Source organism: Flavobacterium sp. UBA5153, from assembly GCA_002413745.1.
Classification (GTDB): Bacteria; Bacteroidota; Bacteroidia; order Flavobacteriales; family Flavobacteriaceae; genus Flavobacterium.
Genome location: DHXP01000073.1, coordinates 205,350 through 230,535 on the forward strand (window position 1 = coordinate 205,350; position 25,186 = coordinate 230,535).

Genomic DNA, 25,186 nt, shown 5'->3' on the forward strand with positions numbered 1-25,186 from the left:
AGGATTGGGTGGCGGAACTTTGGGTTTGTTTGAGAGATGAAATTTGATTTTATCGTTTAAAGTTGAGTTCTGGTTTTCAACTGATTCTTTTTTTTTCTTATTTTGAATTTCTTACTATTATTAATTTCAATTTTTTTCTGTTAAGATGTTTTTTACGAACAACTTTAAAAATATTTCTTTTAATAATCATTCTTTTAAAATATAGTTCTTATTGTTTCTTTTTTAAGCAATGAGATTATTTCTTGTCTATTTTTTAAATAATTAACAAGTAAAACACTATTTTTTTTATAATTTAATTCTATTTATATCTACTTTTTAATAGCAAAATGTTATTTTTTTTGAATAAATGCTAATCTAAAATTGTTTACAATCAAAAAACATAAAAATAAATAGGATAAAGTCTAAAAATTATAATAATTAGATATTTATTGGATACTTAAGAATAAAAATCACGATTATAACAGTAAATTTACTAATATTGAAAGAATATATTAATTACATATTTAGTTTAAAATAATAGACATCTTTAACAATTTGACAAATGGATAGAAGAAAGGCGCTTAAAAATGTGGCTATATTACTTGGGACAGCCATATCATCATCAACTTTAGGAGTTTTATTTGAGGGGTTTTCAATTCCGGAAAATGAAAAAAATAGAGTGTCATTTTCAGCAACTGAAGAAGATGTTTTAGCTGAATTTGCTGACATTATAATACCAACTACAAAATCTTCAGCTGGAGCCAAAGCAGCTGGACTTGGTATATTTATTCCAATGATGATTCGTGATTGTTACCCTGCCGATATGCAAGTTCTTTTTGCCACAGGTTTAAAGGAAATGGAATCAAAATGCATAGCAACATTTAATAAAAATTTCTTATCACTTACTGTTGAAGAAAGACAAAAAATTATTGGAGATTTAAGAGATGAAACTATTGCTACTAAACAGAAAAAATCTTTTTTCATAATTGCCAGAGACTTAACGCTTTTAGGCTATTTTTCTTCAGAAATTGGTTGTACACAAGCACGTGAATATTTACCAGTTCCAGGACGTTATGATGGAAGTGCCGAATATAAACCTGGCCAAAAAGCATGGGCAACTTAATCGATTTTAATTGTATAAATTAAAATTATAGATAAAAATAAAAATAGTAAACGTGAATATAAGCAGCAATTTAAAAAAACAAAACACTTATGATGCTATAGTTGTAGGATCCGGAATAAGTGGTGGATGGGCAGCAAAAGAGTTAACAGAAAAAGGATTAAATGTTTTGATGTTAGAACGCGGAATGAACATAGAACATATCAAAGATTATGATTCTGCAATGAAAGCTCCATGGGAACTTGAACATGCAGAGACTCTTACACAGGAACAAAAAAGAACTCATCCTGTGCAAATAAGAGATTATCCCTATTCGGAAGCAAATGAAAAATGGTGGGTTAATGATTTAGAATGTCCCTATACAGAAGACAAGCGTTTTGACTGGTATAGAGGTTTTCATGTTGGTGGAAAATCATTAACGTGGGGACGTCAAAGCTATCGTTTTAGCGATCATAATTTCGAAGATAATGCTCGAGATGGTCATGGAAATGATTGGCCAATTCGTTATAAAGATATTTCTCCTTGGTATGATTATGCAGAGCGATTTATTGGTGTTAGTGGTCAAAATGAAAATTGGCCTTTATTGCCAGATGGTCAGTTTTTACCTCCAATGGATTTGAACTGTGTCGAAAAATCAGTTAAAGAAAGATTAGAAAAACATTATAATAAAAGCAGAATACTTACCATCGGTCGTACAGCAAACTTAACCGTTCCGCATAACGGTCGTGGTAGTTGTCAATATCGAAATTTATGCAGTCGCGGATGTCCTTTTGGTGCTTATTTTAGTACACAATCATCTACTTTACCTGCAGCTATGGCAACTAATAGACTAACTGTCAGACCCTACTCTATCGTAAATCATATTATTTATGATAAAGATACCAAAAAAGCCAAAGGCGTTATGGTAATTGACGCTGAAACCAATGAAACAATGGAATTTTATGCCAAAATTGTTTTTGTAAACGCATCTACTTTGGGTTCTACTTTTTTATTATTGAATTCTACTTCAGAAGCTCATCCTACAGGATTAGGAAACGGCAGTGGTCAATTAGGACATAACTTGATGGATCATCATTTCCGTTGTGGAGCCGAAGGAAGTGCTGAAGGATTTGAAGATAAATATACCTATGGTCGCAGGGCAAATGGTATTTATATTCCAAGGTATCAAAATATAGGTAATGATAAAAGAGATTATCTAAGAGGTTTTGGTTACCAAGGAAGAGCATCAAGAGGTTTGTGGCATAAAGAAGTTGCAGAATTGGCTTTTGGTGGAGATTTCAAAGATTCGATGTCATTACCCGCAGATTCTTGGAGTATGGGATTAGGTGGTTTTGGAGAAATGTTGCCTTATTATGAAAATAAAGTATACATTGACCATACCAAAAAAGATAAATGGGGTCAACCCGTTTTAGCCATTGATTGTGAATACAAAGAAAATGAAGCTAAAATGCGTGAAGATATGATGTGGGACGCAGCCGAAATGCTTGAAGCTTCTGGAATTAAGAATGTGAAAACCTATGATAATGTTTGTTATCCCGGAATGGCCATTCACGAAATGGGAACTGCCAGAATGGGTAATGACCCAAAAACATCTGTTCTAAATAAATGGAACCAAATGCATGAAGTAGATAATGTATTTGTGACTGATGGTTCATGTATGCCTTCTATTGCTTGTCAAAATCCATCTTTAACATTCATGGCATTAACAGCTCGTGCTTGTGATTATGCTGTGAAAGAATTAAAAAAAGGAAATATTTAGATCGCAAAACATGAATAGAAAATTGAGAATGGGAATGATTGGTGGAGGCAAAAATGCTTTTATTGGAGCTATCCATCGAATTGCTGCTAATATGGATGGATTGGTTGGATTACATTGCGGTGCTTTTAGTTCTAATTCAGTAATATCTAAAGAATCAGGAAAAGCATTATTTCTTCCTGAATCAAAGTGTTATGGTTCCTATGAAGAAATGATTACTACAGAAAGTAGTCTCCCAATAGAGCAACGAATGGATTTTGTATCTATTGTTACTCCAAATTTTGCCCATTTTGCTCCTGCAATGATGGCGCTGGAATATGGTTTTAATGTAGTAATTGATAAACCAATAACTTTAAGTCTTGATGAAGCCAAACAATTACAACAAAAAATAAAAGAAACAGGACTGCTTTTATGCTTAACCCATACTTATTCCGGATATCCAATGGTCAAGCAAGCCAGATTTATGGTTTCGGATAATCAGTTTGGAAAAATACGAAAAGTAATGGTCGAATACCCTCAAGGATGGTTGAGTACCCTTACTGAAAAAGATGGAAAGAAACAAGCTTCTTGGCGTACTGATCCAACAAAAAGTGGGATTAGTGGCTGTATGGGAGATATTGGTACGCATGCGGCTCAATTAGCAGAATATATTACGGGTTTAAAAATCACTAAGTTATGTGCCGATATTAATATCGTGGTTGAAGGCAGAAAATTAGATGATGATGGGAATGTATTATTAAAATTTGATAATGGTGCCAATGGAATTTTAGTGGCATCTCAGATTGCTGCAGGTGAAGAGAATAGCTTAAAAATAAAAGTGTATGGAGAAAAAGGTGGTTTAGAATGGCACCAAATGGAACCTAATACACTTCTTGTTAAATGGCCTGATGCTCCTGCACAAGTCTATCGAGCTGGAAATGGTTATTTATCAAATAGTGCCCAATTTAATTCTCGTACTCCAAGTGGACATCCTGAAGGTTACTTAGAGGCTTTTGCAAATTTATATAGAAATTTTGCTATGACTTTATCTTGTAAGCTTGAAGAAAATGAACCTACCCAAGAAATGCTTGATTTCCCTTCAGCTGATGATGGAGTAAGAGGAATGGCTTTTATAGAAAGTGTAATTGCCTCTGGAAAATCAGATCAAAAATGGTTCGATTTTAAAATTTAAAATTATACAAATGACTACAATTCAAGGTCCAGCAGTTTTTCTGGCACAATTTATCAGTGACGAAGCACCTTTTAATTCCTTAGATGGAATTTGTAAATGGGCATCAGATATAGGTTTCAAAGGTATTCAAATGCCAACGTTAGATACTCGTTTCATTGATTTACAAAAGGCTGCTGAAAGCAAAACTTATGCAGATGAATTAATTGGAACTGTCGCTTCTTACGGAATGCAAATTACCGAATTATCGACACATTTACAAGGTCAACTTGTAGCAGTTCATCCAGCTTATGATAATTTATTCGATGCTTTTGCACCTGTAAACGTTCATGGAAATCCGAAAGCGAGACAAGAATGGGCCGTTCAACAATTGAAATATGCGGCAAAAGCATCTCATAATTTAGGTTTAAATGCACATGCTACTTTTAGCGGTTCTTTATTATGGCAATATTTTCACCCTTGGCCACAGCGACCAAAAGGTTTAGTGGAAGAAGGTTTTGCTGAATTAGCTAAACGATGGACGCCTATATTGAATGAATTTGATAATTACGGTGTTGATGTTTGTTATGAAATTCATCCTGGAGAGGATTTATTTGACGGTGAAACCTATGAAATGTTTTTGAAGGCGGTTAACAATCATCAAAGAGCCTGTATTTTATATGACCCTTCTCATTTTGTTTTGCAACAATTGGATTATATTCAATATATCGATTTTTATCATGAACGAATAAAAGCTTTTCATGTTAAAGATGCCGAGTTTAACCCAACAGGAAAACAAGGAACATTTGGTGGTTACCAAAGTTGGATAAACCGAGCAGGACGCTATCGTTCTCCTGGAGACGGTCAAGTCGATTTTAAAATCATTTTTAGCAAATTGGCACAATATGATTATAAAGGTTGGGCAGTTATGGAATGGGAATGTTGCTTGAAAAATCAAGAAGATGGAGCCCGAGAAGGAGCTGAATTAATAAAAAATAATATTATAAAAATTACCGATAAAGCATTTGACAATTTTGCTTCTGTAAAAACGAATAAGGCTTTGAATAGAAAAAATTTAGGATTATAAAAATTAAATAATAAAATGAAAATCAAGTATTTACTCATTACTATTGCTTTAGTTACATTAAGCTCTTTCGCAAAATATAATTCAGGGAAAAAATATATTTCGACTCCAATAAAATCAGAAATAACTGTTCAGCAAATTTCAGAAGGTGAAAAACTTATTGCCAAATCAGATTGTATTGGTTGCCATAATAAGGACAAAAAAATTATTGGTCCAGCTTATTCAGAAATTGCCAAAAAATATTCTTCTAACGACAAAAACATAAATTATTTAGTCGGTAAAGTTATTGCTGGAGGTTCTGGTGTTTGGGGTACTATTCCCATGTTACCTCACCCTACTTATAAAAAAGAAGACGTAAAGACTATGGTCAAATATATTCTTTCGTTGAAAAAATAACAAATTCCGAATAGTTGCCTGTTTTATTTTTAACAATCAAAAACGATAAAAAACCAAATGGAAAAAGAGGAATTGAAAAAACCAGAAAAGAAAATTATAAATAGCAGGCGTGATTTTATAAAAACTACCACTGTAGCTGCTGCTGCATTTATGATTATTCCTCGTTTTGTATTAGGTCGAGGTTATGTGGCGCCGAGTGATCGATTGTTGATTGCAAGTATTGGTGTGGGCGGAAAAGGTCAATCCGATACTGCCATGTTTGCAAAAAGTGGCAAAGCAGATATCGCATTCCTTTGTGATGTTGATACCAGAAGAGCGGCAAAAAGTGTAGCTGCTTTTCCTAAAGCCAAATTCTACAAGGATTGGCGTGAAATGTTAGATAAAGAACATAAGAATTTTGATGCGGTTTCGGTTTCTACTCCAGACCATAATCACGCTATTCAAGCCTTGGCAGCCATGCAATTAGGCAAGCATGTTTATGTTCAAAAACCTATGGCTCATGATATTTATGAAGCGAGAATTTTGACCCAAGCAGCCAAAAAATATAAAGTGGTTACCCAAATGGGAAATCAAGGCGCCTCAAATGATGGCACCAGAATCATGAAAGAATGGTATGATGCGGGATTAATCGGCGATGTGCATACAATTCATGCTTGGACAGATCGTCCTGTTTGGCCGCAAGGCATTCCTTGGTCTACCACCAAAACCGAAATTCCAAAAGAATTAGACTGGGATTTATGGCTGGGAACGGCTCCTTATAAGAACTATGTAAATAAATTAGTGCCTTTCAACTGGCGTGGTTGGTGGGATTACGGAACTGGTGCCTTAGGAGATATGGGTTGTCATTTGTTAGAAGCTCCTTTTAGTGTTTTAAATTTAAAATATGCCAAAGAGGTACAATGTAGCGTAGGTTCGGTTTATGTGGATGAATTCAAAAGAGGTTATTTTCCTGAAAGTTGTCCGCCTTCAAGCCACGTAACATTGACATTTCCTAAAACAGAAAAAACCAATGGTGACGTAACAGTGCACTGGATGGATGGAGGAATACAGCCAGAACGTCCATCAGAATTAGGTCCAAATGAAATATTTGGTGATGGCGGAAACGGTACTTTATTCACCGGTACAAAAGGTAAAATGATGTGTGATACTTACGGATTAAATCCAAGATTATTGCCCCTTAGCAAAAATGAAAACCTTCAAATTGCAAAAAAATATACCAGAGTTGAAGGCGGTTCTGACGGTCATTATAAACAATGGATCGAAGGTGCAATTGCAGGTTACGGCAAACACGAATTGAGTTCTGGGTTTGAAGTTGCTGGTCCTTTGACCGAAGCTTTATTAATGGCAAATTTAGCTATTAGAGGCTATGATATTCAAAAAGAAGTTCTTGGCGAAGATACTTATCCAGGTCGTTCCGCTAAATTATTATGGGACAATGACCAAATGAAAATCACCAATTTCGATGAAGTGAACCAGTTTATAAAACGAAACTATCGTGAAGGTTGGAAAGCTTTAACTTTATAAAAAAACAACAATTTAAAAAATAAAAAAATGATTAAGAATATTTGCACTTCAATACTACTTTTAATAATGATTCAAACAACGAATGCACAAACTTTGCCAAAAGGCTTTAAATCAATATTTGACGGACAAACCACTACAGGATGGCATACTTACGGAAAAACTACGGTAAGTAAGGCTTGGAAAGTTGAAGATGGTGTTTTGCATTTTGATCCAGCTTTGGCCAAAAACGATCAAGGTGGAGATCTTGTAACGGATAATGAATACACGAATTTCCATTTGAAATTAGAATGGAAAGTAGCTCCAAAATCAAATAGTGGGATTATTTTCTATGTAAATGAAGATCCAAAAAAATATAAAAATACCTATAACACGGGACTTGAAATGCAAGTTTTGGATAATGATGGGCATCCGGACGGAAAAATTGAAAAACACCGCGCAGGCGATTTATATGATTTAATTAAAAGTTCTTCTGAACCTGTGAAACCAGTAGGAGAATGGAATACCGCAGAAGTTGTTTGTAAAAACGGAAAATTGACACTTGTTATGAATGGTGTTATAGTTGTGGAAACAATGCTTTGGGATGATAATTTTAAAGCCTTAGTTGCCAAAAGCAAGTTTGCTGGCTGGGAAGGTTTTGCAGTATCTAAAACTGGAAAAATCGCTTTGCAGGATCATGGCGAAAATGTTTGGTATAGAAACATTATGATTAAAGAATGGAATACCATGAAAATTACAACTGGCTGTGAAAACGGAATGTAATCCTAATAAATTTACACAAAACCAATAGAATAACCAATCAATTAATCAAAATTATATGAATACCACAATCCGAATTAAATTATCTTTCATGATGTTTCTAGAATTTTTCATCTGGGGTTCCTGGTTTGTAACTCTTGGAACTTTTTTGGCGAGTAATTTACATGCTTCAGGATCCGAAACAGCTTCTGTTTTTTCGACTCAATCTTGGGGTGCGATTATCGCTCCATTTATTATCGGTTTGATTGCAGACCGTTATTTCAATGCTGAGAAAATTTTGGGAATTTTGCATCTTGTGGGTGCTTTTTTGATGTACCAAATGTATATTTCAGCTGACGTAACGCTTTTTTATTCCTACGTATTAGGATATATGATTTTATATATGCCAACATTGGCACTTGTAAATTCTGTTTCTTTTAACCAAATGAAAGATCCTGAAAAAGAGTTTGCCAACATTCGTGTTTGGGGAACAATTGGATGGATTTTAGCAGGATTGTCTATCAGTTACCTATTTCATTGGGATTCTGCCGAAGCCACTGCTCAAGGATTACTTAAAAACACCTTCCTTTTAGCTGGAATTGCTGCTTTTATTTTAGGAATTTTCAGTTTTACTTTGCCTAAAACACCCCCAAAAGCAAGTGATGAAAAAATTAAAATTGGAGATATTATTGGTCTTGATGCTTTGAAACTTTTAAAAGATAAAAATTTCGCTATCTTTTTTGTGTCTTCGATTCTAATTTGTATTCCACTTGCCTTTTATTATCAAAATGCACATCCATTTTTGACCGAAGCTGGTTTAGAAAATCCAACAGGAAAAATGGCTATCGGACAAATATCGGAAGCTTTATTTTTATTGTTAATTCCTGTGTTTTTCACTCGTTTTGGTTTTAAGAAAACCATTTTAGTGGGTATGTTGGCTTGGGCAATTCGTTATCTTTTATTTGCTTATGGAAACGCACAAGATTTGAGCTTTATGCTTATCCTCGGAATCGCTTTACACGGTATTTGTTATGATTTCTTCTTTGTTTCTGGCCAAATATACACGAATTCAAAAGCAGGAGAAAAATACAAAAGTGCTGCTCAAGGTCTAATTACACTAGCTACTTATGGAGTTGGAATGTTAGTAGGTTTTAAAGTTGCTGGTTGGATTACCGATAATTACAAAACACTTAATGGTGGTGTAGATTGGAAAATGGTATGGATAATTCCTGCTGGAATTGCCTTGGCTGTATTCCTGATTTTTGCCCTTTTCTTTAATGACAAAAGCAATTCTGAAAAAGAAGTTGCTTCAATTTAAAAAATAATAAAATGAGTTCAAACCTAAGTAGAAGATCAGTTATCAAAGGAATTATTGCAGGAACAGCCGCTTTAGGATTTCCTTCCAGTCTTTCGGCTTTTGCGATAGAAGAAGAACCTTTAAAAAATGAAACTGTTAAGCTAAAAGGAAATATCAATCATTCCGTCGCGCGTTGGTGTTTTAGTGATATTGATTTAGATACACTTTGCATCGAAGCCAAAAAAATAGGAATATCGGGAATTGATTTAGTTGGTCCAAAAGAATGGCCCATTCTAAAAAAACATGAACTTGATTCTCCAATGTGTAATGGTGCCGAAATTAATTTGGTTGATGGGTTCAATGATATTCAATTTCATGAAACATTGATAAAAAATTATTCGGAGATGATTCCGCTTGTAGCAAAAGCGGGGTTTAAGAATCTAATTTGTTTTAGCGGAAGCCGAAGAAATAAAACCGATGAGGAAGGCTGGCATAACTGTAAACTTGGTCTTGAACAATTAATTCCTTTGGCTGAAAAACACAAAGTAACATTGGTAATGGAATTGCTCAACAGCAAGGTGAATCACAAAGATTATCAATGTGATAGAACTCCTTGGGGAGTTGAGTTAGTGAAATCATTACAATCTGAAAATTTCAAATTGCTGTATGATATTTACCACATGCAAATTGACGAGGGTGATGTAATTAGAACCATAAAAGATAACCACCAATATTTTGCACATTATCATACTGCAGGTGTTCCCGGTAGAAATGAAATCGACGAAACACAAGAGTTAAATTATCCTGCAATTATGAAAGCCATTGCCGAAACTGGTTTTAAAGGATATGTGGCGCAAGAATTTATTCCTAAAAATCCAGATAAAATTTCCTCGTTAAAAAAAGCAATCGCTATTTGTGATATTTAATAATCTAAAAAGAAAAAAAATGATAAAAAGAAGAGATTTTTTAATTAATAGTGGATTAGCACTAGGAGCTTTGGCAATCGCTCCTTCCCTAGCCTTTGCTTCAAAAGAAAGAGCTATTGGAATACAATTATATACCCTAAGAGAGTCTTTGCCAAAAGACGTAAAAGGAGTTCTAGCTCAAGTGGGAAAAGCAGGTTTTGCCGAAGTGGAAACTTTTGGTTATTCTGTAACTAACGGATTTTTTGGAACTTCGGTGAAAGATTTTCAATCTATTTTGAAAGATAACGGCTTGAAAGCTACCAGCAATCATTTTGATTTTAATAGTTTTATTAAAACTGGAGAAACCGAAACTTTGAAATCATATATTGAAACTGCCCATATTTTAGGAAGCGAATATGTTACTATACCTCATGTAATAACTGAATCAAGAGGAAAAAGTGTAGATGATTATAAAAAACTGGCTGGAGGAATCAATAAAGTTGCCGAGATTTGTCATTCAAATGGTTTAAAACTAGCCTATCACAATCATAATTTCGAATTTACTAAATTTGGCGCAACTACAGGGTATGAAGTTTTATTAAATGAAACGGATAAAAATCTAGTCGATTTTGAAATGGATCTCTATTGGGTGGTTCGTGCCGGACATGATCCATTGCAATTATTCAAAGAGCATCCGGGACGTTTCAAAATGTGGCATGTAAAAGATATGGATAAAGTAAATCCTGATTTTAATGCAGCAATTGGTCAAGGATCAATCGATTTTAAAGCGATTTTTGCCCAAGCCAAATTAGCAGGAATGCAACGTTTTTTCTTGGAACATGAATCCAATTATATTCCAAACCCTGTTGAATCAATGAAAACAAGTTTCGATTATATCAAGAAAAATTTGGTTTAATCTAAAAATTAAGTTTTAAAAAAGTCATTCCAATAATCTTAAATCTAAAAAATTTATGATTATTGGATTTTTTTTATTTCCCGTTTGGAAAAAAGAAGATGTAGCTCCTACTCTACTCTGCAACTTGGCACGATGGAGTCGTGTCGAAAGGATTGGCGTAAAATTCAATAAAGACAAGGATTGGGTTGGCGGGACTTTGAAATTGTTTGAGAGAGAAGCTAATAACTAAATCCAAATAATTTCTTTAGCTTTATATCTGCTAATTAATGACTCTGTATATTCTGTTTGATCATATTTCTTATTACCAGTTTTCTCCATTTTCCTTTTAACAGCAACATAAAACTCCATTTTTTCATCTATAATCTGAGGTTTAAAAGCAAAATTAAATCCTTTGGTGGGGTATAATGTGCTAGGGTATAATATGCCATCAGCATTCTTAAAAGAATCAAAAATATAATTTGTAAAGGCCGCTGTAATTTTGTAGTGATTTGAATAACCTTCTGCTATTTGAGAAAATTCTTTTGATAAAAATTGAAATAGATTTATGAATGCCTTTGAGCTTTCGTCAGTTTGACTCTTGAAAAACTCTTCAAAACTTTTGCTTAAATCATCAATTTGGTTATTCTGCCCTCGAATATTATCATTTGTCAATAAGCTAACGACCAAAATATCTTCTGTTGAAATCCAAACTCCATTTGTTATATACTCAAAATCTTTTTCTTTTTTCTCCCTTGTAATTTGGCTTATTTCAACAAATGAAAGCCAATCATCATCAGCACAATAAAAAACGGATTGTCCAGGTTCATTGGCTCGACCAAATTTTTTTATATTTTGTGAATCTTTGACATAAGACAGGTCACTAACTTTATCAAAGAAAACTTCGTCTTGTTTATGAATTCGACTTCTCACAAACTTTGAACCTTTTGGATAAAGGACAAAGGGTATTGAAAATTCAATCGAATTGAGTATGTTTTTTATGTATATATAACTTTCTATTGAAACTTCATCTTTTGCAGTTTTAAGCAGTCTTAAAAGGTTGTCCATTTCTTTGGTGTCAATGTACTTATTGTTTTCTAACATAAAATTGATTTAAGTGTTAAGTTACTTAATCCTCAACTGCGTGTATTGTAGCAAATTTATTGATTATTATTTATTAAAAAATCTATTCCTTACTCTTCACCACATTCACATAAAAATCCTTGTCCACTTCCAATTTTAAAACTTTCGCGGTTTGTGGCAAATTAGCCCACTCTGCTTGGGGTTTCAGCCATTGTTCTTTTCCGTTTAAAGTCACTTTTACAGGCATATTAAAACCGGGAACACAATTCGTCCAGCGATACGCAAGATTGTTGTTCTTGAAATAATATTCGAATGTCGGGATTCTGATGTCTCTCAAATATTGGTCAAAAAACGGAGTTAAATCAAGTCCAACGGCTTTACTTAAAAAATCCTCGATTTGTTTGGTCGTAACCGTTTGGTGGTAAAAAGTGCTGTTCAAACCTCTCAAAATGGTTCTCCATTTTTCGTCATCATTCACGATTTGGCGCAGCGTGTGCAACATATTGCCCCCTTTATAATACATGTCACCGGAACCTTCATTGTTCACGTTATACTTGCCAATGATTGGTTTGTCATTTTTGATTTTTTTTCTTGTCCCTCTCACATAAGCGTTTCCCGCTTCCTTGCCATAATAATATTCCACAAAAAGACTTTCAGAATAATTGGTAAAACTTTCGTGAATCCACATATCGGCGATGTCCTTGTAGGTAATATTATTGGCAAACCATTCGTGCCCCGATTCATGCACGATGATAAAATCAAATTTCAATCCCCAACCCGTTCCGCTCAAATCAGTTCCTTTATAACCGTTTTTGAAACCATTGCCGTAGGTAATGCAGCTTTGGTGTTCCATCCCTAAATACGGGGCTTCGACCAGTTTGTAGCTGTCTTCGTAAAATGGATATGGCCCAAACCAATGTTCGAAAGCCTTCAACATTCTTGGCACATCCTTGAATTGGATTTTGGCTGCGGCCAAATTATCTCTCAAAACATAATAATCGCAATCTAATTCGCCTTTTTCACCTTGGTATTTTTCGGAAAATGAAACATAATCCCCTATGTTTATATTCACGCCATAGTTATTGATGGGATTTGACACATACCAAGTGAAAGTTCTTGTGCCGTCCTTCAAATCGACTACGCTTTGCAAACGACCATTGGACACATCCATCAAATTTTTGGGAACATTCACGCTGATTAACATATCATCAACCTCGTCATACATGTGGTCTTTGTTGGGCCACCACACGCTTGCGCCCAATCCTTGACAGGAAGAAGCTATAAATGGTTTCCCATTCTTGTCTTTTTTCCAGGTAATTCCTCCATCCCAAGGCGGATTGACGGCAATTTTGGGTTTGCCACCATAAAACACGGCGAGTTCCTTGATATCACCCGGTTTTTGAGGTGCAACCAATTCAATAAAAAAAGCATTTCCGTCTCTTTTGTACTTTAATTCATTGCCATCTTGAATCACTTTATATATTTCCATAGGATTTTGCAAATCAATTTGCATCCGGTTATACTCCTTCAAAACCTGGTAACGAATGGTATTGGAACCCGAAATCGTACTGTCGGCAGGATTTACCTTAACGTCAAGATGATAATATTTCACGTCCCACCAAGCTCTTTCCTTGGTAATACTGCCTCGTAAAGTATCCTGATGCGTGAAAATTTCCTGTGCTTTTACACCAACGGAAATAAAAAATGCGATAAAAACAATGCTGAAATATTTTTTCATAAATTAACTTTTTAATGCTTGTCTATAATGCTGTCTAAAGATTTTTTTTGCGGTAAATTACGCTAATACCGCTAGTTATTTCAAATTAGTCCAATAAAAATTGAACTAAATGAAATATACAGCGGCATTATACCGGAAGATTGGACTAAAACATATTAATCAATGGTATAATTTCACAAATTAAAATGGTGTGTTTTATGTTTCCAAATTATTGAATTTGTCCAACTATTATAAATTTTCGATGAATTTAGTCAATAAATGAACTCCATAAGCGGTGGCGTGTTTGCTTTTCGCAAATTCATCGTCGCCAAAAGCAACTCCGGCAATATCAAGATGTGCCCAAGCTTTGTGCTCTTCGGTGAAATATTCCAAAAACTTGGCGGCACTTATGGCTCCTGCAACCGGTTTTCCACTGTAATTTTTCACGTCGGCAATGTCGCTTTCTATGTCTTGCTTGTAACAATCCCAAAGCGGCAAAGGCCACAAACGTTCCCCAATTGCATCACCAGATTCTTGCAATTTCTTTGAAACAACCTCATTATTGGTAAACAAGGCGCAACATTCATAACCAAAAGTTCCCACGGCACTTCCCGTCAACGTGGCAATATCAACAATATATTCGGGTTTGAAATTCTTTATCAAATACGACAAACCATCGGCCAAAACCAGTCGTCCTTCGGCATCGGTGTCTATAATTTCTATCGAATGCCCACTGTAACTCTCAATGACATCGCTGGGCAAAAGCGATTTAGCGTCCACCGAATTTTCGGCACAAGGCACAATCGCAGTGACTTTCACGGGCAATTTCAAATCGGCAATCAGTTGCATCGCCCCAAAAACTGCCGCGCCACCGGCCATATCACACTTCATTTGAACCATCGCGGAAGTTTTGATATTTAGTCCACCTGTATCGAAAGTGATTCCTTTTCCCACCAAACCGATGTGTTTTGTCTTGGCATTGGAATTTCCGGGAACATAATTCATGATTACGAATTGCGGTTCGTTCTCGCTTCCTTTTCCAACGGATAAAAAAGCGCCCAATCCTGCTTTTTTCAAAGCTTCAAAACCAAGAACTTCAACCTCAAAACCGAATTTTTTCCCCGTTTCATTTGCCCAATTTGACAAGTATTTCGGTGTTACTCTGTTGGGTGGCAAATCGACCAAATGGAGAATTTCGAGTTGAGCATTGGCAATTTTCACGGCTTTTTTGGCAGTTACAACAAATTTGTTTTTTGACACCAATTGCAACACAAAATTAGAATTAAGAAAAGGATGTGCTTCTTTTTCCTTTTTATAATGTCCCAAATCGTAGGTTCCCAAAAGCATTCCGGAAATAGCGGCTTCTACTTGTTCATCCGTGAATTGTTCCGGTAAAACCAATGCCACATTGGTGCCAAATGATTCTTTTTGTTTGGATGAAATTCTTCGGAAAGTAGTTTTCAATGATTTATAATCAATCGTTTTTTCCATTCCGATAAAAATGTAGGTGTTATCATTTTTTTCGGCTAAATAGTGAGTGTCTTTTTTTCCGTAGAACACTTTGGAAGAAATTTCCAGTTCGCCAAAATGTATGGGAACCAAACTTTTGACATAGGTTTCAAAAACAGGAATTAAAATTGTTCCAGAGAACCCTTCAAGGTTTTGTATTGTATTTGTTTTCATAATCTAATTGTCTTTTGTATTGAAAAAAAGTCATTCAATTGCCTTTGGAAATTTATTCGAAATAAGCAACATATATGGCAAAAAGGATTGCTTGTATTTTGTAATAAATAGTAAATATAGTGGATTGCTTTTTGAAATAAAAGAAAAAAGAAACCCAATGATAAATGAATTATCTATTGGGTTTTATGTATGAAAATAAACTAAAAATTTGTTGCTACTTTTGGCGGCTTTTTAAAACATCAACTACATCATTCAATTGAAATCCTTTGGCCTGCAGTAAAATCAAATAATGAAAAAGTAAATCGGCACTTTCGCTCAAAAACAAATCATCGTTGTCATCTTTGGCTTCAATAACCACTTCTACAGCCTCCTCGCCCACTTTTTGTGCGATTTTATTGATGCCTTTTTCAAATAATGAAGCGACATAACTTTTCTCGGAATCGGCATTTTCTCTTCGAAGTTTGATGGTTCCCTCCAAAGATGTGATAAAACCATAATTAGGTTTGTTTTGCCCATCCCAACAGGTATCAGTTCCCTTATGGCAAGTTGGCCCTTCCGGTTTTGCCTGTATCAACAAAGTATCATTATCACAATCATTTTGGATTGAAATCAAATTTAAAAAGTTGCCGCTTTCCTCCCCTTTTGTCCATAGACGTTGTTTGGTTCGACTATAAAAAGTTACTTTTTGGGTATCCAACGTTTTTTGATACGCTTCGGCATTCATATAACCAAGCATCAAAACGGTTTTGGTTTCGCTATCTTGAATGATTGCCGGAATTAATCCATCGGTGTTTTTTGAAAAATCTATGTTCATAATTTTTATTTTAAAATCTGATTATACCTGACAGGTTTTTAAAAAACTGTCAGGTATAATTGATACAATTTAAATCCTAACTTCGATATTGTTGTTTTTTAGTGCTGCCTTCAATATTTTTATTTCAATCTCCTTGAAATGGAATACGCTTGCCGCCAATGCTGCATCGGCTTTTCCCTCTTTAAACGTATCCACGAAATGCTGAATGTTTCCCGCTCCGCCGGAAGCAATTATAGGGATATTGACCGTTTTTGAAAGTTTCGCCAAGGCTTCATTTGCAAATCCGTTTTTGGTTCCATCGTGATCCATCGAGGTGAAAAGGATTTCTCCTGCTCCACGTTCTTCCACTTCTTTTGCCCAATCGAATAAATTCAATTCCGTTGGTACTTTCCCTCCTACCAAATGTACCATCCATTGACCATTAATTTGCTTGGCATCAATCGCCACAACCACACATTGACTTCCAAATTTTTGTGCCAAATCATTAATCAACTGCGGATTTTTGACCGCCGAAGAATTAATGGAAACCTTGTCGGCACCGTTTTGCAATAGAGCTTCAACATCAGAAACTGATGAAATTCCGCCACCAACGGTAAATGGAATATTGATGGTTGCCGCCACTTTCCGAACCAAGTCAATCAAGGTTTTTCTTCTTTCTTCCGTTGCTGAAATATCCAAGAAAACCAGTTCATCAGCACCTTCATCCGAATATATTTTGGCCAATTCCACAGGATCTCCGGCATCTCGCAAATCTACGAAATTGATTCCTTTCACGGTGCGACCGTTTTTGATGTCGAGGCAGGGAATGATTCTTTTTGTTAACATTATTTATATTGTTTTTTTACCGATTGTAGAGACGCACTGCAGTGCGTCTCTACAATATGAATTGTTCCAATTGTTTCAACGAAATTCTACCTTCGTAAATTGCTTTGCCTATTATCGTTCCTTCACAACCCAATTCGGCTAATTTAGGCAATTCGTCAAAGGTAGAAATTCCTCCCGAAGCAATTAGTTTTATTCCTTTGGCTTCCGCCAACTTCTCGACTGCGCTCGAAGTGACAGAACATTGATCGATAATTTTTTTATATAAGTCAAAACTTGGACCTTCCAGCATTCCGTCTTTGGCAATATCGGTGCAAATTACATACTGAATTCCTTTCGATTGATAATTTTGTATGAAAGGAATCAAATCTTCGTTAGAATCTTCCAGCCATCCCGAAACGGCTACTTTTTCATTATTGGCATCCGCGCCCAAAATGATTTTATCCGAACCGTATTCGGCAATCCATTTTTCGAATATTTCCCTGTTTTTAACGGCAATACTTCCACCGGTAATTTGGTTAGCGCCACTTTCGAAAGCGATCCGTAAATCATTATCCGATTTCAAACCACCACCAAAATCAATTTTCAATTTGGTTTGAGAAGCAATTTGTTCCAGAATTTTGTGATTTACAATTTTGCTGGATTTCGCCCCGTCCAAATCGACCAAATGCAAATATTCAATTCCGTGTGCCTCGAATGATTTGGCCACTTCAAGCGGGTTTTCATTGTATATGATTTTAGTATTGTAATCGCCTTTCGACAGTCGAACACATTTACCGTCTATGATATCTATTGCGGGAATTATTCTCATTCTATTTAAGATTTTAGATTTAAAATTGTAATTGACATTGTAATTGACATTGTAATTGACATTGCTATTGAAATTTTAAAGTTTCAAGTTCAAAAAGTTATTCAAAATCTGTTCTCCAACATCACCGCTTTTTTCGGGGTGAAATTGTGTTCCATAGAAATTATCATTTTCCAATGCAGAGGAATATTCCAGTTCATAATTTGTTGTGGCAATCGTTTCGTCACAAAGAGGAGCATAAAAACTATGCACCAAATACATATATTCATTCTCGGAAATACCTTTGAATAGGTCAGATTTCAAATTATAAATTTGATTCCATCCCATTTGTGGCACTTTCACTTTTGAAGTGAATTTTATCACATCCACATCAAAAATTCCCAATCCTTTCGTATTTCCTTCCTCCGAGTAATTGCACATCAATTGCATTCCCAAGCAAATTCCCAAAACGGGTTGTTTCAAAGTTGGAATCAAGGCATCTAAACCACTCTCTTCGAGCATTTTCATGGCAGAACTCGCCTCTCCCACTCCTGGGAAAATCACTTTGTCAGCTGCTTTTATTTCGTCAGGATTGTTACTCAAAACGGCTTTGAATCCCAATCTTTCGATGGCAAACATAATACTTTGAATGTTTCCTGCTCCGTAATTTATGATTACAATTTTCATTTATTTTTGTTTCAAGTTTAAGGTTCAAAGTTTAAAGTTCCGCGAGGCAACCTGAAACTTTAAACCTTAAACAATTTTACAACATTCCTTTCGTGCTCGGTAAAATCATCTTCTCCGTATCACGTTTTACGGCTACTTTTATTGCTTTGGCGAAAGCCTTGAAAATGGCTTCAATTTTGTGGTGCTCGTTGGTTCCTTCGGCTTTGATGTTGATGTTGGCTTTGGCTCCGTCAGAAAAGGACTTGAAAAAATGATAGAACATTTCCGTTGGCATTTTCCCCACCATTTCGCGTTTGAATTCGGTTTCCCAAACCAACCAATTTCGTCCTCCAAAATCAATGGCCACTTGCGCCAAACAATCGTCCATTGGCAAACAAAAACCGTAACGTTCTATGCCTAATTTATTTCCTAATGCTTTTGCAAAAACTTCACCCAATGCAATTGCCGTGTCTTCGATGGTGTGATGTTCATCAACTTCTAAATCGCCTTTGACGATAACTTCCAAGTCCATTTGACCGTGACGGGCAATTTGATCCAACATATGATCAAAAAAAGCAATTCCGGTTTCGATTTTACTTTTGCCGGTTCCGTCCAAGTTTAAATTAATATAAATATCCGTTTCATTGGTTTTTCTCGCTATCGAAGCCGAACGTTCCGATAGTTTCAGAAATTCATAAATTGTTTTCCAATCGGTTGTTTGCAAAGCAATAACGGAATCCAGTTCTTCTCTTTTGGATCCAATTTCGTCACTTCCCAAGCCTTCGTCGGTATTGATAAAAATGGCTTTTGACCCCAGATTTTTGGCTAATTCAACATCGGTAATTCTATCTCCGATGACGAAAGAATTTGCTAAATCGTATTCCGGATTTCCAATATATTTTATCAACATTCCAATCCCAGGTTTGCGAGTGGGTACATTTTCGTGCGGAAATGTTTTGTCAATAAATACTTCTTTGAAAACAACCCCTTCATTTTCAAAGGCTTTCATAATTAAATTGTGTACCGGCCAAAAATTGATTTCCGGATGCGAATCGGTTCCCAGACCATCTTGATTGGTCACCATTACCAATTCAAAATCAAGTTCCGCAGCAATTTTTGCTAGATATTGAAAAGCTTTTGGATAAAATTCCAGTTTTTCGAAACTGTCTAATTGATAATCACTTGGCTCTAAAACCATAGTTCCGTCACGATCTATAAAGAGTATTTTTTTCATTTTATTTATTTTTTGATAATACCTGACAGGTTTTAAAAACCTGTCAGGTATAAAAATTAAGCTTGTAAAGCCTCAATTAATTTCGTGTTTTCAATTTCAGTTCCAACAGTCAAACGCAGACAATTATGGCATAACGGTTGGGTTGTTCTATTTCGAATTACAATTCCTTTGGAAATTAATTCGTCGTATCTTTTATTGGCATCATCCACTTTTATCAAAATGAAATTGGCTTCTGTTGGATAGATTTTTTCAACAAACTTTATTTCAGGTAATACTTTAAGTAATCGACTTCTTTGCTCTGTAATGGATTGTATTTCAGATTTAATTTTTTCTGGAGTCGCCAATCTTTCCAAAGCTCTTTTCTGGGTCAATTCATTCACATTGTAAGGTGGTTTTATTTTGTTTAAAACCGAAATAACAGCGGCGGAAGCATAACAAATCCCCAATCGAATCCCTGCCAAACCGTATGCTTTAGAAAGGGTTTGCGTGATTACCAAGTTTGGATATTCGTCCAACTCATTTAACCAACTTTCTCTTTTGGAAAAGTCAACATACGCTTCGTCAATCACGACCAAACCTTTGAAATTCTGCAATAAATAAGCCACACTTTCATCCGAAAATGAATTTCCGGTTGGATTGTTTGGTGAACACAAAAATATAATCTTGGTATTCTCGTCAATTGCATTTATTATTTTTTCTACCTCAGGCTGAAAATCTTCCGAAAGCAAAACTTCTCTGTTTTCTACTGCATTGATATTGGCCAAAACGCCATACATTCCGTATGTTGGCGGTAAAGTTATCACATTATCTATTTTTGGTTCACAAAAAGCTCTGAATAATAAGTCCAACACTTCGTCACTTCCGTTTCCAAGCAAAATTTGATTGGTTTTCAGTTTTTTCAAATTGGCCAAAACCGTTTTTACGCTGCTCTGTTGTGGATCAGGATAACGATTCACTCCATTTTCAAAGGGGTTTTCATTGGCATCCAAGAAAACCATATCGGCAGTATCAAAATCCTCAAATTCATCTCTTGCAGAGGAATAAGGCTTCATTAGCTTTACGTTTTCACGGACTAAATTATTTATATTAAAATCTTTCATTTTCTTTAATTTAAAAAAGAGTAAAGAAAATAGAATATAGATTATAGACTTCGCTACATTTCTAAATTCCAATCTATTCTCTTTTTTCTATATTCTATATTCTTCTCTTTATTCTCTATTTACCTCTAACTGAGCCAATCTCAAAGTAACTGCATTTTTGTGTGCCTGCAATCCTTCGGCTTCTGCCATAATTTCTATGGCTTTGCCTATGTTTTGTAACCCTTTTGGAGTTATTTTTTGGAAAGTCATAGATTTGGTAAAACTATCCAAATTCACGCCACTATAATTCTTGGCATAACCGTTGGTTGGCAAAGTATGATTGGTTCCCGAAGCATAATCGCCCGCACTTTCCGGCGTATAATTCCCAATAAAAACCGAACCCGCATTTTCGATATTATTGACAAAATAATCTTCGTTTTTGCTGCAAATAATAAAGTGCTCCGGCCCGTATTCATTGATTAATTCTAAAGCAATAGTGTCATTTTCCACAAAAATCAGTTTCGAATTGGCAATGGATTTTTCGGCAATGGACTTTCTTGGCAACACTTCCATTTGAGATTGAATTTCTTTCTCCACTTCATCAATCAATTCTTTTGAAGTAGAAACTAAAATCACTTGGCTGTCGGTTCCGTGCTCTGCCTGCGACAATAAATCGGAAGCAATGAAAGCTGGAACAGCAGAATCATCGGCAACAATCAACAATTCACTTGGTCCGGCAGGCATATCGATTGCCACGCCAAATTGTGTTGCGAGTTGTTTTGCAACAGTCACAAATTGGTTTCCAGGTCCAAAAATTTTGTACACTTTTGGAATGGATTCCGTTCCGAAAGTCATAGCCGCAATGGCTTGGATTCCTCCTATTTTCAAGATTTTGGTAACGCCACATAAATTGGCAGCATATAAAATCGCGGGATTTATATTTCCATTTTTATCCGGTGGCGAACATAACACAATCTCATTGCAACCAGCGATATTTGCAGGAACGGCAAGCATCAAAACAGTTGAAAACAACGGCGCTGTTCCTCCTGGAATGTATAAACCAATTTTTTGGATTGGTCTTTTTTCTTGCCAGCAATTCACTCCTTCGATAGTTTCTATTGCAACTTTAGCAGTTTTTTGAGCAGAATGAAACTTTTCAATATTTGATTTTGCCAGTTGGATCGCTTCTTTCAATTCATTTGAAACAGAGGCATTTGCCTGGTCAATTTCTACTTTGGAAACTTCAATATTTTCAAATTTTACACCGTCAAAAAGCGAAGTATATTTTGCAACGGCAGCATCGCCTTTCTTTTGAACTTCCTTGAAAATCTCTTTCACGGTAAGCTCTATATCTTCAATTGTTTGCGTTGGTCTTTTTAAAATAGCGGACCAAGTTTCTGGTTTAGGATTGAATATTTTGTTCATTTATATTTTAATTTAAAAGATTAAATGATTCAAAAATTGAAAGATTTTGGCGTTAATAACCTAGTATCTCCGACTTTTTAAATCGTACTTTATAAAACCATTTTTTCGATTGGGCAAACTAGAATTCCTTCGGCTCCGGCTTCTTTTAATTGGTCAATAACGTTCCAAAAAGTGTCTTTATCGATTACTGAGTGAACGCTGCTCCAACCTTCTTCGGCCAAGGGCAAAACAGTAAGGCTTCTTAAAACCGGTAATATTTTTCCAATAGCATCAATTTTATCATTGGGAACGTTCATCAAAATGTATTTTGATTTTCTGGCTCTCAAAACCGCTTGAATTCTGAATTGAAGGGTGTCAATTAGTTTTTGAACTTCAGGAGTTACTTTTGGAGAAACCGCTAAAACCGCTTCACTTTTGAAGATAACTTCCACTTCTTTCAGATTGTTTTTGAATAAAGTGCTCCCGCTGGAAACAATATCCACGATGGCATCGGCTAGACCAATGTTTGGCGCAATTTCAACCGAGCCGGAGATTTGGTGAATATCCACTTTCATCCCAAACGAACCAAAATAATCGTTCACCGTATTTGGATAGGAAGTTGCGATTCGCATTCCGTCTAAATCTTTTAATGATTTATATTCGAAAGCTTTTGGCACCGCCACCGAAACTTTACACTTAGAAAATCCCAGTTTTTGGGCAACTTTTATGTCTTTTCCTTTTTCAACCAAAAGATTATCACCCACAATGGCTGCATCTACGACACCATCAATCAAATATTGAGGGATATCCGAGTTGCGCAAGAATAAAACTTCCAAAGGGAAATTAGTTGCTTTGGCTTTGAGTTGGTCGTTTCCGTTGTCTATGGAAATCCCGCAATCTTTTAGAATTTGAATGCTGTCTTCGTTTAAACGACCTGATTTTTGAATTGCAATTTTTAAAGTACTCATTGGTAATTTTTTTTTAAATGTTTGTTGTTTACAATTTTGTTTGAATACAACATCTAGGCAATAAAAAACCCGTTTGATGTACTCAAACGGGCTTTAAAATATGATGATTTACATACATATCATTAACACATCGCTTGAGAGCAATAATGAAAATGATGGTGATGCAATTGAATTGATAACATAATTATTTAATTTGGTAATCCTTTTATTTGACTGCAAAGATACTTGAAAATATATTTACAAAGCAATTTTTAATTTAACTTAATGAAAACAAATTGTTAAAAAACATCTGCTTGTAATGCTTTTTCCTAAAAAAGACTTACAAACAGATGCTTAAAATCCGATATCACTCAGTGATTATGCATCAACTGAGTTTGGTTTCACTGAAGGACCGGCACTTACTAAACGTTTTCCTTCTTCGGTATTAGTGTATTGTTCGAAGTTTTTGATGTAACGACTTGATAAATCAACAGCTTTACGAACCCATTCTTCTTTGTCTTTATAAGTATCTCTTGGATCAAGAATTCCGTCGCTTACATTTGGTAAAAGAGTTGGAATTGTTAAATTCAAGTATGGAATCTCCCTAGTTTCGGCTTCACCAATTTCACCACTTATGATAGCATCTATAATTGCTCTGGTGTTTTTTAGTGAAATTCTTTTTCCTGTACCGTTCCAACCAGTGTTAACCAAATAAGCTTTTGCACCGTGTTCTTTCATTTTTCCAATTAGGGTTTGAGAATATCTTGTTGGGTGTAAAGTCAAGAAAGCTTCTCCAAAAGCTGGTGAAAATGAAGGCTGTGGTTCAGTGATTCCTCTTTCGGTTCCTGCTAATTTAGAAGTGTAACCACAAAGGAAATGATATTGAGCTTGGTCTTCGTCCAAAATTGAAACTGGAGGCAATACGCCAAAAGCATCGGCAGAAAGATAGATTATGTTACTGGCGTGACCCGCTTTAGACGGCAAAACAATTTTATTGATATTGTATATTGGATAAGAAACCCTAGAATTTTCAGTAATGGAATGGTCAAAATAATTAATTTCTCCATATTCATCAACAATCACATTTTCCAATAAAGCGTCTCTTTTGATGGCTCTCCAAATATCTGGTTCGTTATTTTCACTTAAGTCAATGACTTTAGCATAACAACCTCCTTCAAAATTAAACACACCATTATCGTCCCAACCATGTTCGTCATCGCCTATTAAATATCTTTTTGGATCAGCGGACAAGGTTGTTTTCCCTGTTCCGGAAAGTCCAAAGAAAATGGCAACATCACCTTTTTCTCCCACGTTTGCAGAACAGTGCATAGAAGCCATTCCTTTTAGAGGCAAATAATAGTTCATCATAGAGAACATTCCTTTTTTCATTTCTCCTCCATACCAAGTTCCACCAATGATTTGAACTTTTTCGGTAAGATTAAATAATACAAAATTTTCTGAATTTAATCCGTGTGCTGCCCAATCTGGATTGGTTGCTTTTGACCCATTCATCACAATGAAATCAGGTTCTCCAAAGTTTTGCAATTCATAAATTGAAGGTCTGATAAACATATTGGTAACAAAATGTGCTTGCCAAGCCACTTCCATAACGAAACGAACTTTTAGTCTTGTATCAGCGTTTGAGCCACAATAAGCATCGACTACATATAATTTTGGAGAAGTGGAAAGTTGCTCCAAGACAATAGCTTTTAAATCATTCCAAACTTCAATAGTTGTCGGGAAATTTACTTTATCATCCCAATAAATAGTGTCTTTGGTGATGTCGTCTTTAACAATATATCTATCTTTAGGAGAACGACCCGTGAAAATTCCGGTTTTAACTGCTACAGCTCCTGTATCAGTTAACGCTCCTTTTTCATATCCTTTTCTTTTATGCGAAACTTCGGCTTCATATAATTCTTCATAAGTAGGATTGTAAGAAACTTCATGATAGCCTGTAATTCCCAAATCGTGTAATTCCTGGATAATCTTAATGTTTTTCATAATGTGTTATTTTATATTATTCTCTTTTTTCATTATCAAATTTAAGGAATTCTATTCTAATTAATCCTTATTTAATGATAATAAATAAATAAATCTACGCAAACGTTTTCT

Annotated in this window: 23 protein-coding genes; 11 read left to right on the forward strand and 12 right to left on the reverse strand. The window is 35.3% G+C overall.

The genetic code is table 11. The features are described 5' to 3' along the window. Positions 1 to 541 precede the first annotated feature (541 nt). The 11 genes from B2145_RS15340 to B2145_RS15390 are packed head-to-tail and all read left to right on the forward strand — an operon-like array spanning position 542 to position 11,088. On the forward strand, positions 542 to 1,102 hold the full coding sequence (locus tag B2145_RS15340) for a gluconate 2-dehydrogenase subunit 3 family protein (protein ID WP_291104172.1): 561 nt from the start codon (positions 542 to 544) through the stop codon (positions 1,100 to 1,102). A 52-nt stretch (positions 1,103 to 1,154) separates the two neighbouring features. After that, the gene (locus B2145_RS15345) at positions 1,155 to 2,858 is read left to right on the forward strand and encodes a GMC oxidoreductase (protein ID WP_291104175.1); all 1,704 of its coding nucleotides are present in this window, start codon (positions 1,155 to 1,157) and stop codon (positions 2,856 to 2,858) included. Positions 2,859 to 2,868: 10 nt separating this feature from the next. Further along, positions 2,869 to 4,026 carry a Gfo/Idh/MocA family protein gene (locus B2145_RS15350; RefSeq protein WP_291104178.1) on the forward strand — a complete coding sequence of 386 codons (1,158 nt, stop codon included), beginning with the start codon at positions 2,869 to 2,871 and terminating at the stop codon, positions 4,024 to 4,026. Positions 4,027 to 4,036: 10 nt separating this feature from the next. Beyond that, positions 4,037 to 5,089: a sugar phosphate isomerase/epimerase family protein gene (locus B2145_RS15355; RefSeq protein ID WP_291104181.1), complete on the forward strand. Its 1,053-nt coding sequence runs from the start codon at positions 4,037 to 4,039 to the stop codon at positions 5,087 to 5,089. 15 nt (positions 5,090 to 5,104) lie between these two features. Beyond that, a complete protein-coding gene (locus B2145_RS15360; protein ID WP_291104184.1) occupies positions 5,105 to 5,482 on the forward strand; it encodes a c-type cytochrome in 378 nt (125 codons plus the stop codon). 57 nt (positions 5,483 to 5,539) lie between these two features. Beyond that, positions 5,540 to 7,006 carry a Gfo/Idh/MocA family protein gene (locus tag B2145_RS15365; RefSeq protein ID WP_291104187.1) on the forward strand — a complete coding sequence of 489 codons (1,467 nt, stop codon included), beginning with the start codon at positions 5,540 to 5,542 and terminating at the stop codon, positions 7,004 to 7,006. Between the two features lie 27 nt (positions 7,007 to 7,033). Then, positions 7,034 to 7,765 carry a 3-keto-disaccharide hydrolase gene (locus B2145_RS15370; protein ID WP_291104190.1) on the forward strand — a complete coding sequence of 244 codons (732 nt, stop codon included), beginning with the start codon at positions 7,034 to 7,036 and terminating at the stop codon, positions 7,763 to 7,765. 55 nt (positions 7,766 to 7,820) lie between these two features. Continuing rightward, positions 7,821 to 9,059 (forward strand): nucleoside permease, encoded by a 1,239-nt coding sequence (locus tag B2145_RS15375; RefSeq protein ID WP_291104193.1) that lies wholly within the window; start codon positions 7,821 to 7,823, stop codon positions 9,057 to 9,059. Positions 9,060 to 9,070: 11 nt separating this feature from the next. Then, positions 9,071 to 9,964, forward strand: a complete 894-nt coding sequence (locus B2145_RS15380; protein ID WP_291104196.1) for a hydroxypyruvate isomerase family protein — start codon at positions 9,071 to 9,073, stop codon at positions 9,962 to 9,964. A gap of 19 nt (positions 9,965 to 9,983) precedes the next feature. After that, complete coding sequence (locus B2145_RS15385; RefSeq protein ID WP_291104199.1) at positions 9,984 to 10,859, forward strand: sugar phosphate isomerase/epimerase family protein; 876 nt, start codon at positions 9,984 to 9,986, stop codon at positions 10,857 to 10,859. A 55-nt stretch (positions 10,860 to 10,914) separates the two neighbouring features. Beyond that, entirely contained in the window at positions 10,915 to 11,088 is a 174-nt protein-coding gene (locus tag B2145_RS15390; protein ID WP_291104202.1) for a hypothetical protein, read from the forward strand. On the opposite strand, the gene B2145_RS15395 is transcribed toward B2145_RS15390, so the two are convergent. The 12 genes from B2145_RS15395 to pckA form a co-directional block, all read right to left on the reverse strand. After that, the gene (locus B2145_RS15395) at positions 11,085 to 11,939 is read right to left on the reverse strand and encodes an RES domain-containing protein (RefSeq protein ID WP_291104205.1); all 855 of its coding nucleotides are present in this window, start codon (positions 11,937 to 11,939) and stop codon (positions 11,085 to 11,087) included. The genes B2145_RS15390 and B2145_RS15395 overlap by 4 nt on opposite strands. An 82-nt stretch (positions 11,940 to 12,021) precedes the next feature. Further along, positions 12,022 to 13,656 carry a M1 family metallopeptidase gene (locus B2145_RS15400; RefSeq protein ID WP_291104207.1) on the reverse strand — a complete coding sequence of 545 codons (1,635 nt, stop codon included), beginning with the start codon at positions 13,654 to 13,656 and terminating at the stop codon, positions 12,022 to 12,024. 228 nt (positions 13,657 to 13,884) lie between these two features. Then, positions 13,885 to 15,318 (reverse strand): leucyl aminopeptidase family protein, encoded by a 1,434-nt coding sequence (locus B2145_RS15405; RefSeq protein ID WP_291104209.1) that lies wholly within the window; start codon positions 15,316 to 15,318, stop codon positions 13,885 to 13,887. Positions 15,319 to 15,532: 214 nt separating this feature from the next. Further along, positions 15,533 to 16,132: a bifunctional phosphoribosyl-AMP cyclohydrolase/phosphoribosyl-ATP diphosphatase HisIE gene (gene hisIE, locus B2145_RS15410; protein WP_291104211.1), complete on the reverse strand. Its 600-nt coding sequence runs from the start codon at positions 16,130 to 16,132 to the stop codon at positions 15,533 to 15,535. A 69-nt stretch (positions 16,133 to 16,201) separates the two neighbouring features. Next, positions 16,202 to 16,957 (reverse strand): imidazole glycerol phosphate synthase subunit HisF, encoded by a 756-nt coding sequence (gene hisF, locus B2145_RS15415; protein WP_291104213.1) that lies wholly within the window; start codon positions 16,955 to 16,957, stop codon positions 16,202 to 16,204. A gap of 49 nt (positions 16,958 to 17,006) precedes the next feature. Then, on the reverse strand, positions 17,007 to 17,765 hold the full coding sequence (gene hisA / locus B2145_RS15420) for a 1-(5-phosphoribosyl)-5-[(5-phosphoribosylamino)methylideneamino]imidazole-4-carboxamide isomerase (RefSeq protein ID WP_291104216.1): 759 nt from the start codon (positions 17,763 to 17,765) through the stop codon (positions 17,007 to 17,009). Between the two features lie 75 nt (positions 17,766 to 17,840). Continuing rightward, a complete protein-coding gene (gene hisH / locus B2145_RS15425) occupies positions 17,841 to 18,428 on the reverse strand; it encodes an imidazole glycerol phosphate synthase subunit HisH (RefSeq protein WP_291104218.1) in 588 nt (195 codons plus the stop codon). Positions 18,429 to 18,504: 76 nt separating this feature from the next. Beyond that, entirely contained in the window at positions 18,505 to 19,641 is a 1,137-nt protein-coding gene (gene hisB / locus B2145_RS15430; RefSeq protein ID WP_291104220.1) for a bifunctional histidinol-phosphatase/imidazoleglycerol-phosphate dehydratase HisB, read from the reverse strand. A 56-nt stretch (positions 19,642 to 19,697) separates the two neighbouring features. Continuing rightward, entirely contained in the window at positions 19,698 to 20,741 is a 1,044-nt protein-coding gene (gene hisC / locus B2145_RS15435; protein ID WP_291104223.1) for a histidinol-phosphate transaminase, read from the reverse strand. Positions 20,742 to 20,849: 108 nt separating this feature from the next. After that, positions 20,850 to 22,145: a histidinol dehydrogenase gene (gene hisD / locus B2145_RS15440; protein ID WP_291104225.1), complete on the reverse strand. Its 1,296-nt coding sequence runs from the start codon at positions 22,143 to 22,145 to the stop codon at positions 20,850 to 20,852. An 89-nt stretch (positions 22,146 to 22,234) separates the two neighbouring features. Then, complete coding sequence (hisG, locus tag B2145_RS15445) at positions 22,235 to 23,092, reverse strand: ATP phosphoribosyltransferase (RefSeq protein ID WP_291104227.1); 858 nt, start codon at positions 23,090 to 23,092, stop codon at positions 22,235 to 22,237. A 357-nt stretch (positions 23,093 to 23,449) separates the two neighbouring features. Further along, positions 23,450 to 25,075, reverse strand: a complete 1,626-nt coding sequence (pckA, locus tag B2145_RS15450; protein ID WP_291104230.1) for a phosphoenolpyruvate carboxykinase (ATP) — start codon at positions 25,073 to 25,075, stop codon at positions 23,450 to 23,452. Positions 25,076 to 25,186 lie beyond the last annotated feature (111 nt).

Coding starts and splice junctions, on each gene's coding strand:
- pckA (WP_291104230.1), bottom strand. CDS start 25,075: ATGAAAAACATTAAGATTATCCAGGAATTACACGATTTGGGAATTACA.
- B2145_RS15395 (WP_291104205.1), bottom strand. CDS start 11,939: ATGTTAGAAAACAATAAGTACATTGACACCAAAGAAATGGACAACCTT.
- B2145_RS15400 (WP_291104207.1), bottom strand. CDS start 13,656: ATGAAAAAATATTTCAGCATTGTTTTTATCGCATTTTTTATTTCCGTT.
- B2145_RS15390 (WP_291104202.1), top strand. CDS start 10,915: ATGATTATTGGATTTTTTTTATTTCCCGTTTGGAAAAAAGAAGATGTA.
- hisH (WP_291104218.1), bottom strand. CDS start 18,428: ATGAAAATTGTAATCATAAATTACGGAGCAGGAAACATTCAAAGTATT.
- hisIE (WP_291104211.1), bottom strand. CDS start 16,132: ATGAACATAGATTTTTCAAAAAACACCGATGGATTAATTCCGGCAATC.
- B2145_RS15340 (WP_291104172.1), top strand. CDS start 542: ATGGATAGAAGAAAGGCGCTTAAAAATGTGGCTATATTACTTGGGACA.
- hisA (WP_291104216.1), bottom strand. CDS start 17,765: ATGAGAATAATTCCCGCAATAGATATCATAGACGGTAAATGTGTTCGA.
- B2145_RS15405 (WP_291104209.1), bottom strand. CDS start 15,318: ATGAAAACAAATACAATACAAAACCTTGAAGGGTTCTCTGGAACAATT.
- hisD (WP_291104225.1), bottom strand. CDS start 22,145: ATGAACAAAATATTCAATCCTAAACCAGAAACTTGGTCCGCTATTTTA.
- B2145_RS15385 (WP_291104199.1), top strand. CDS start 9,984: ATGATAAAAAGAAGAGATTTTTTAATTAATAGTGGATTAGCACTAGGA.
- B2145_RS15375 (WP_291104193.1), top strand. CDS start 7,821: ATGAATACCACAATCCGAATTAAATTATCTTTCATGATGTTTCTAGAA.
- B2145_RS15380 (WP_291104196.1), top strand. CDS start 9,071: ATGAGTTCAAACCTAAGTAGAAGATCAGTTATCAAAGGAATTATTGCA.
- hisC (WP_291104223.1), bottom strand. CDS start 20,741: ATGAAAGATTTTAATATAAATAATTTAGTCCGTGAAAACGTAAAGCTA.
- hisF (WP_291104213.1), bottom strand. CDS start 16,957: ATGTTAACAAAAAGAATCATTCCCTGCCTCGACATCAAAAACGGTCGC.
- B2145_RS15355 (WP_291104181.1), top strand. CDS start 4,037: ATGACTACAATTCAAGGTCCAGCAGTTTTTCTGGCACAATTTATCAGT.
- B2145_RS15365 (WP_291104187.1), top strand. CDS start 5,540: ATGGAAAAAGAGGAATTGAAAAAACCAGAAAAGAAAATTATAAATAGC.
- B2145_RS15360 (WP_291104184.1), top strand. CDS start 5,105: ATGAAAATCAAGTATTTACTCATTACTATTGCTTTAGTTACATTAAGC.
- B2145_RS15350 (WP_291104178.1), top strand. CDS start 2,869: ATGAATAGAAAATTGAGAATGGGAATGATTGGTGGAGGCAAAAATGCT.
- hisG (WP_291104227.1), bottom strand. CDS start 23,092: ATGAGTACTTTAAAAATTGCAATTCAAAAATCAGGTCGTTTAAACGAA.
- B2145_RS15370 (WP_291104190.1), top strand. CDS start 7,034: ATGATTAAGAATATTTGCACTTCAATACTACTTTTAATAATGATTCAA.
- hisB (WP_291104220.1), bottom strand. CDS start 19,641: ATGAAAAAAATACTCTTTATAGATCGTGACGGAACTATGGTTTTAGAG.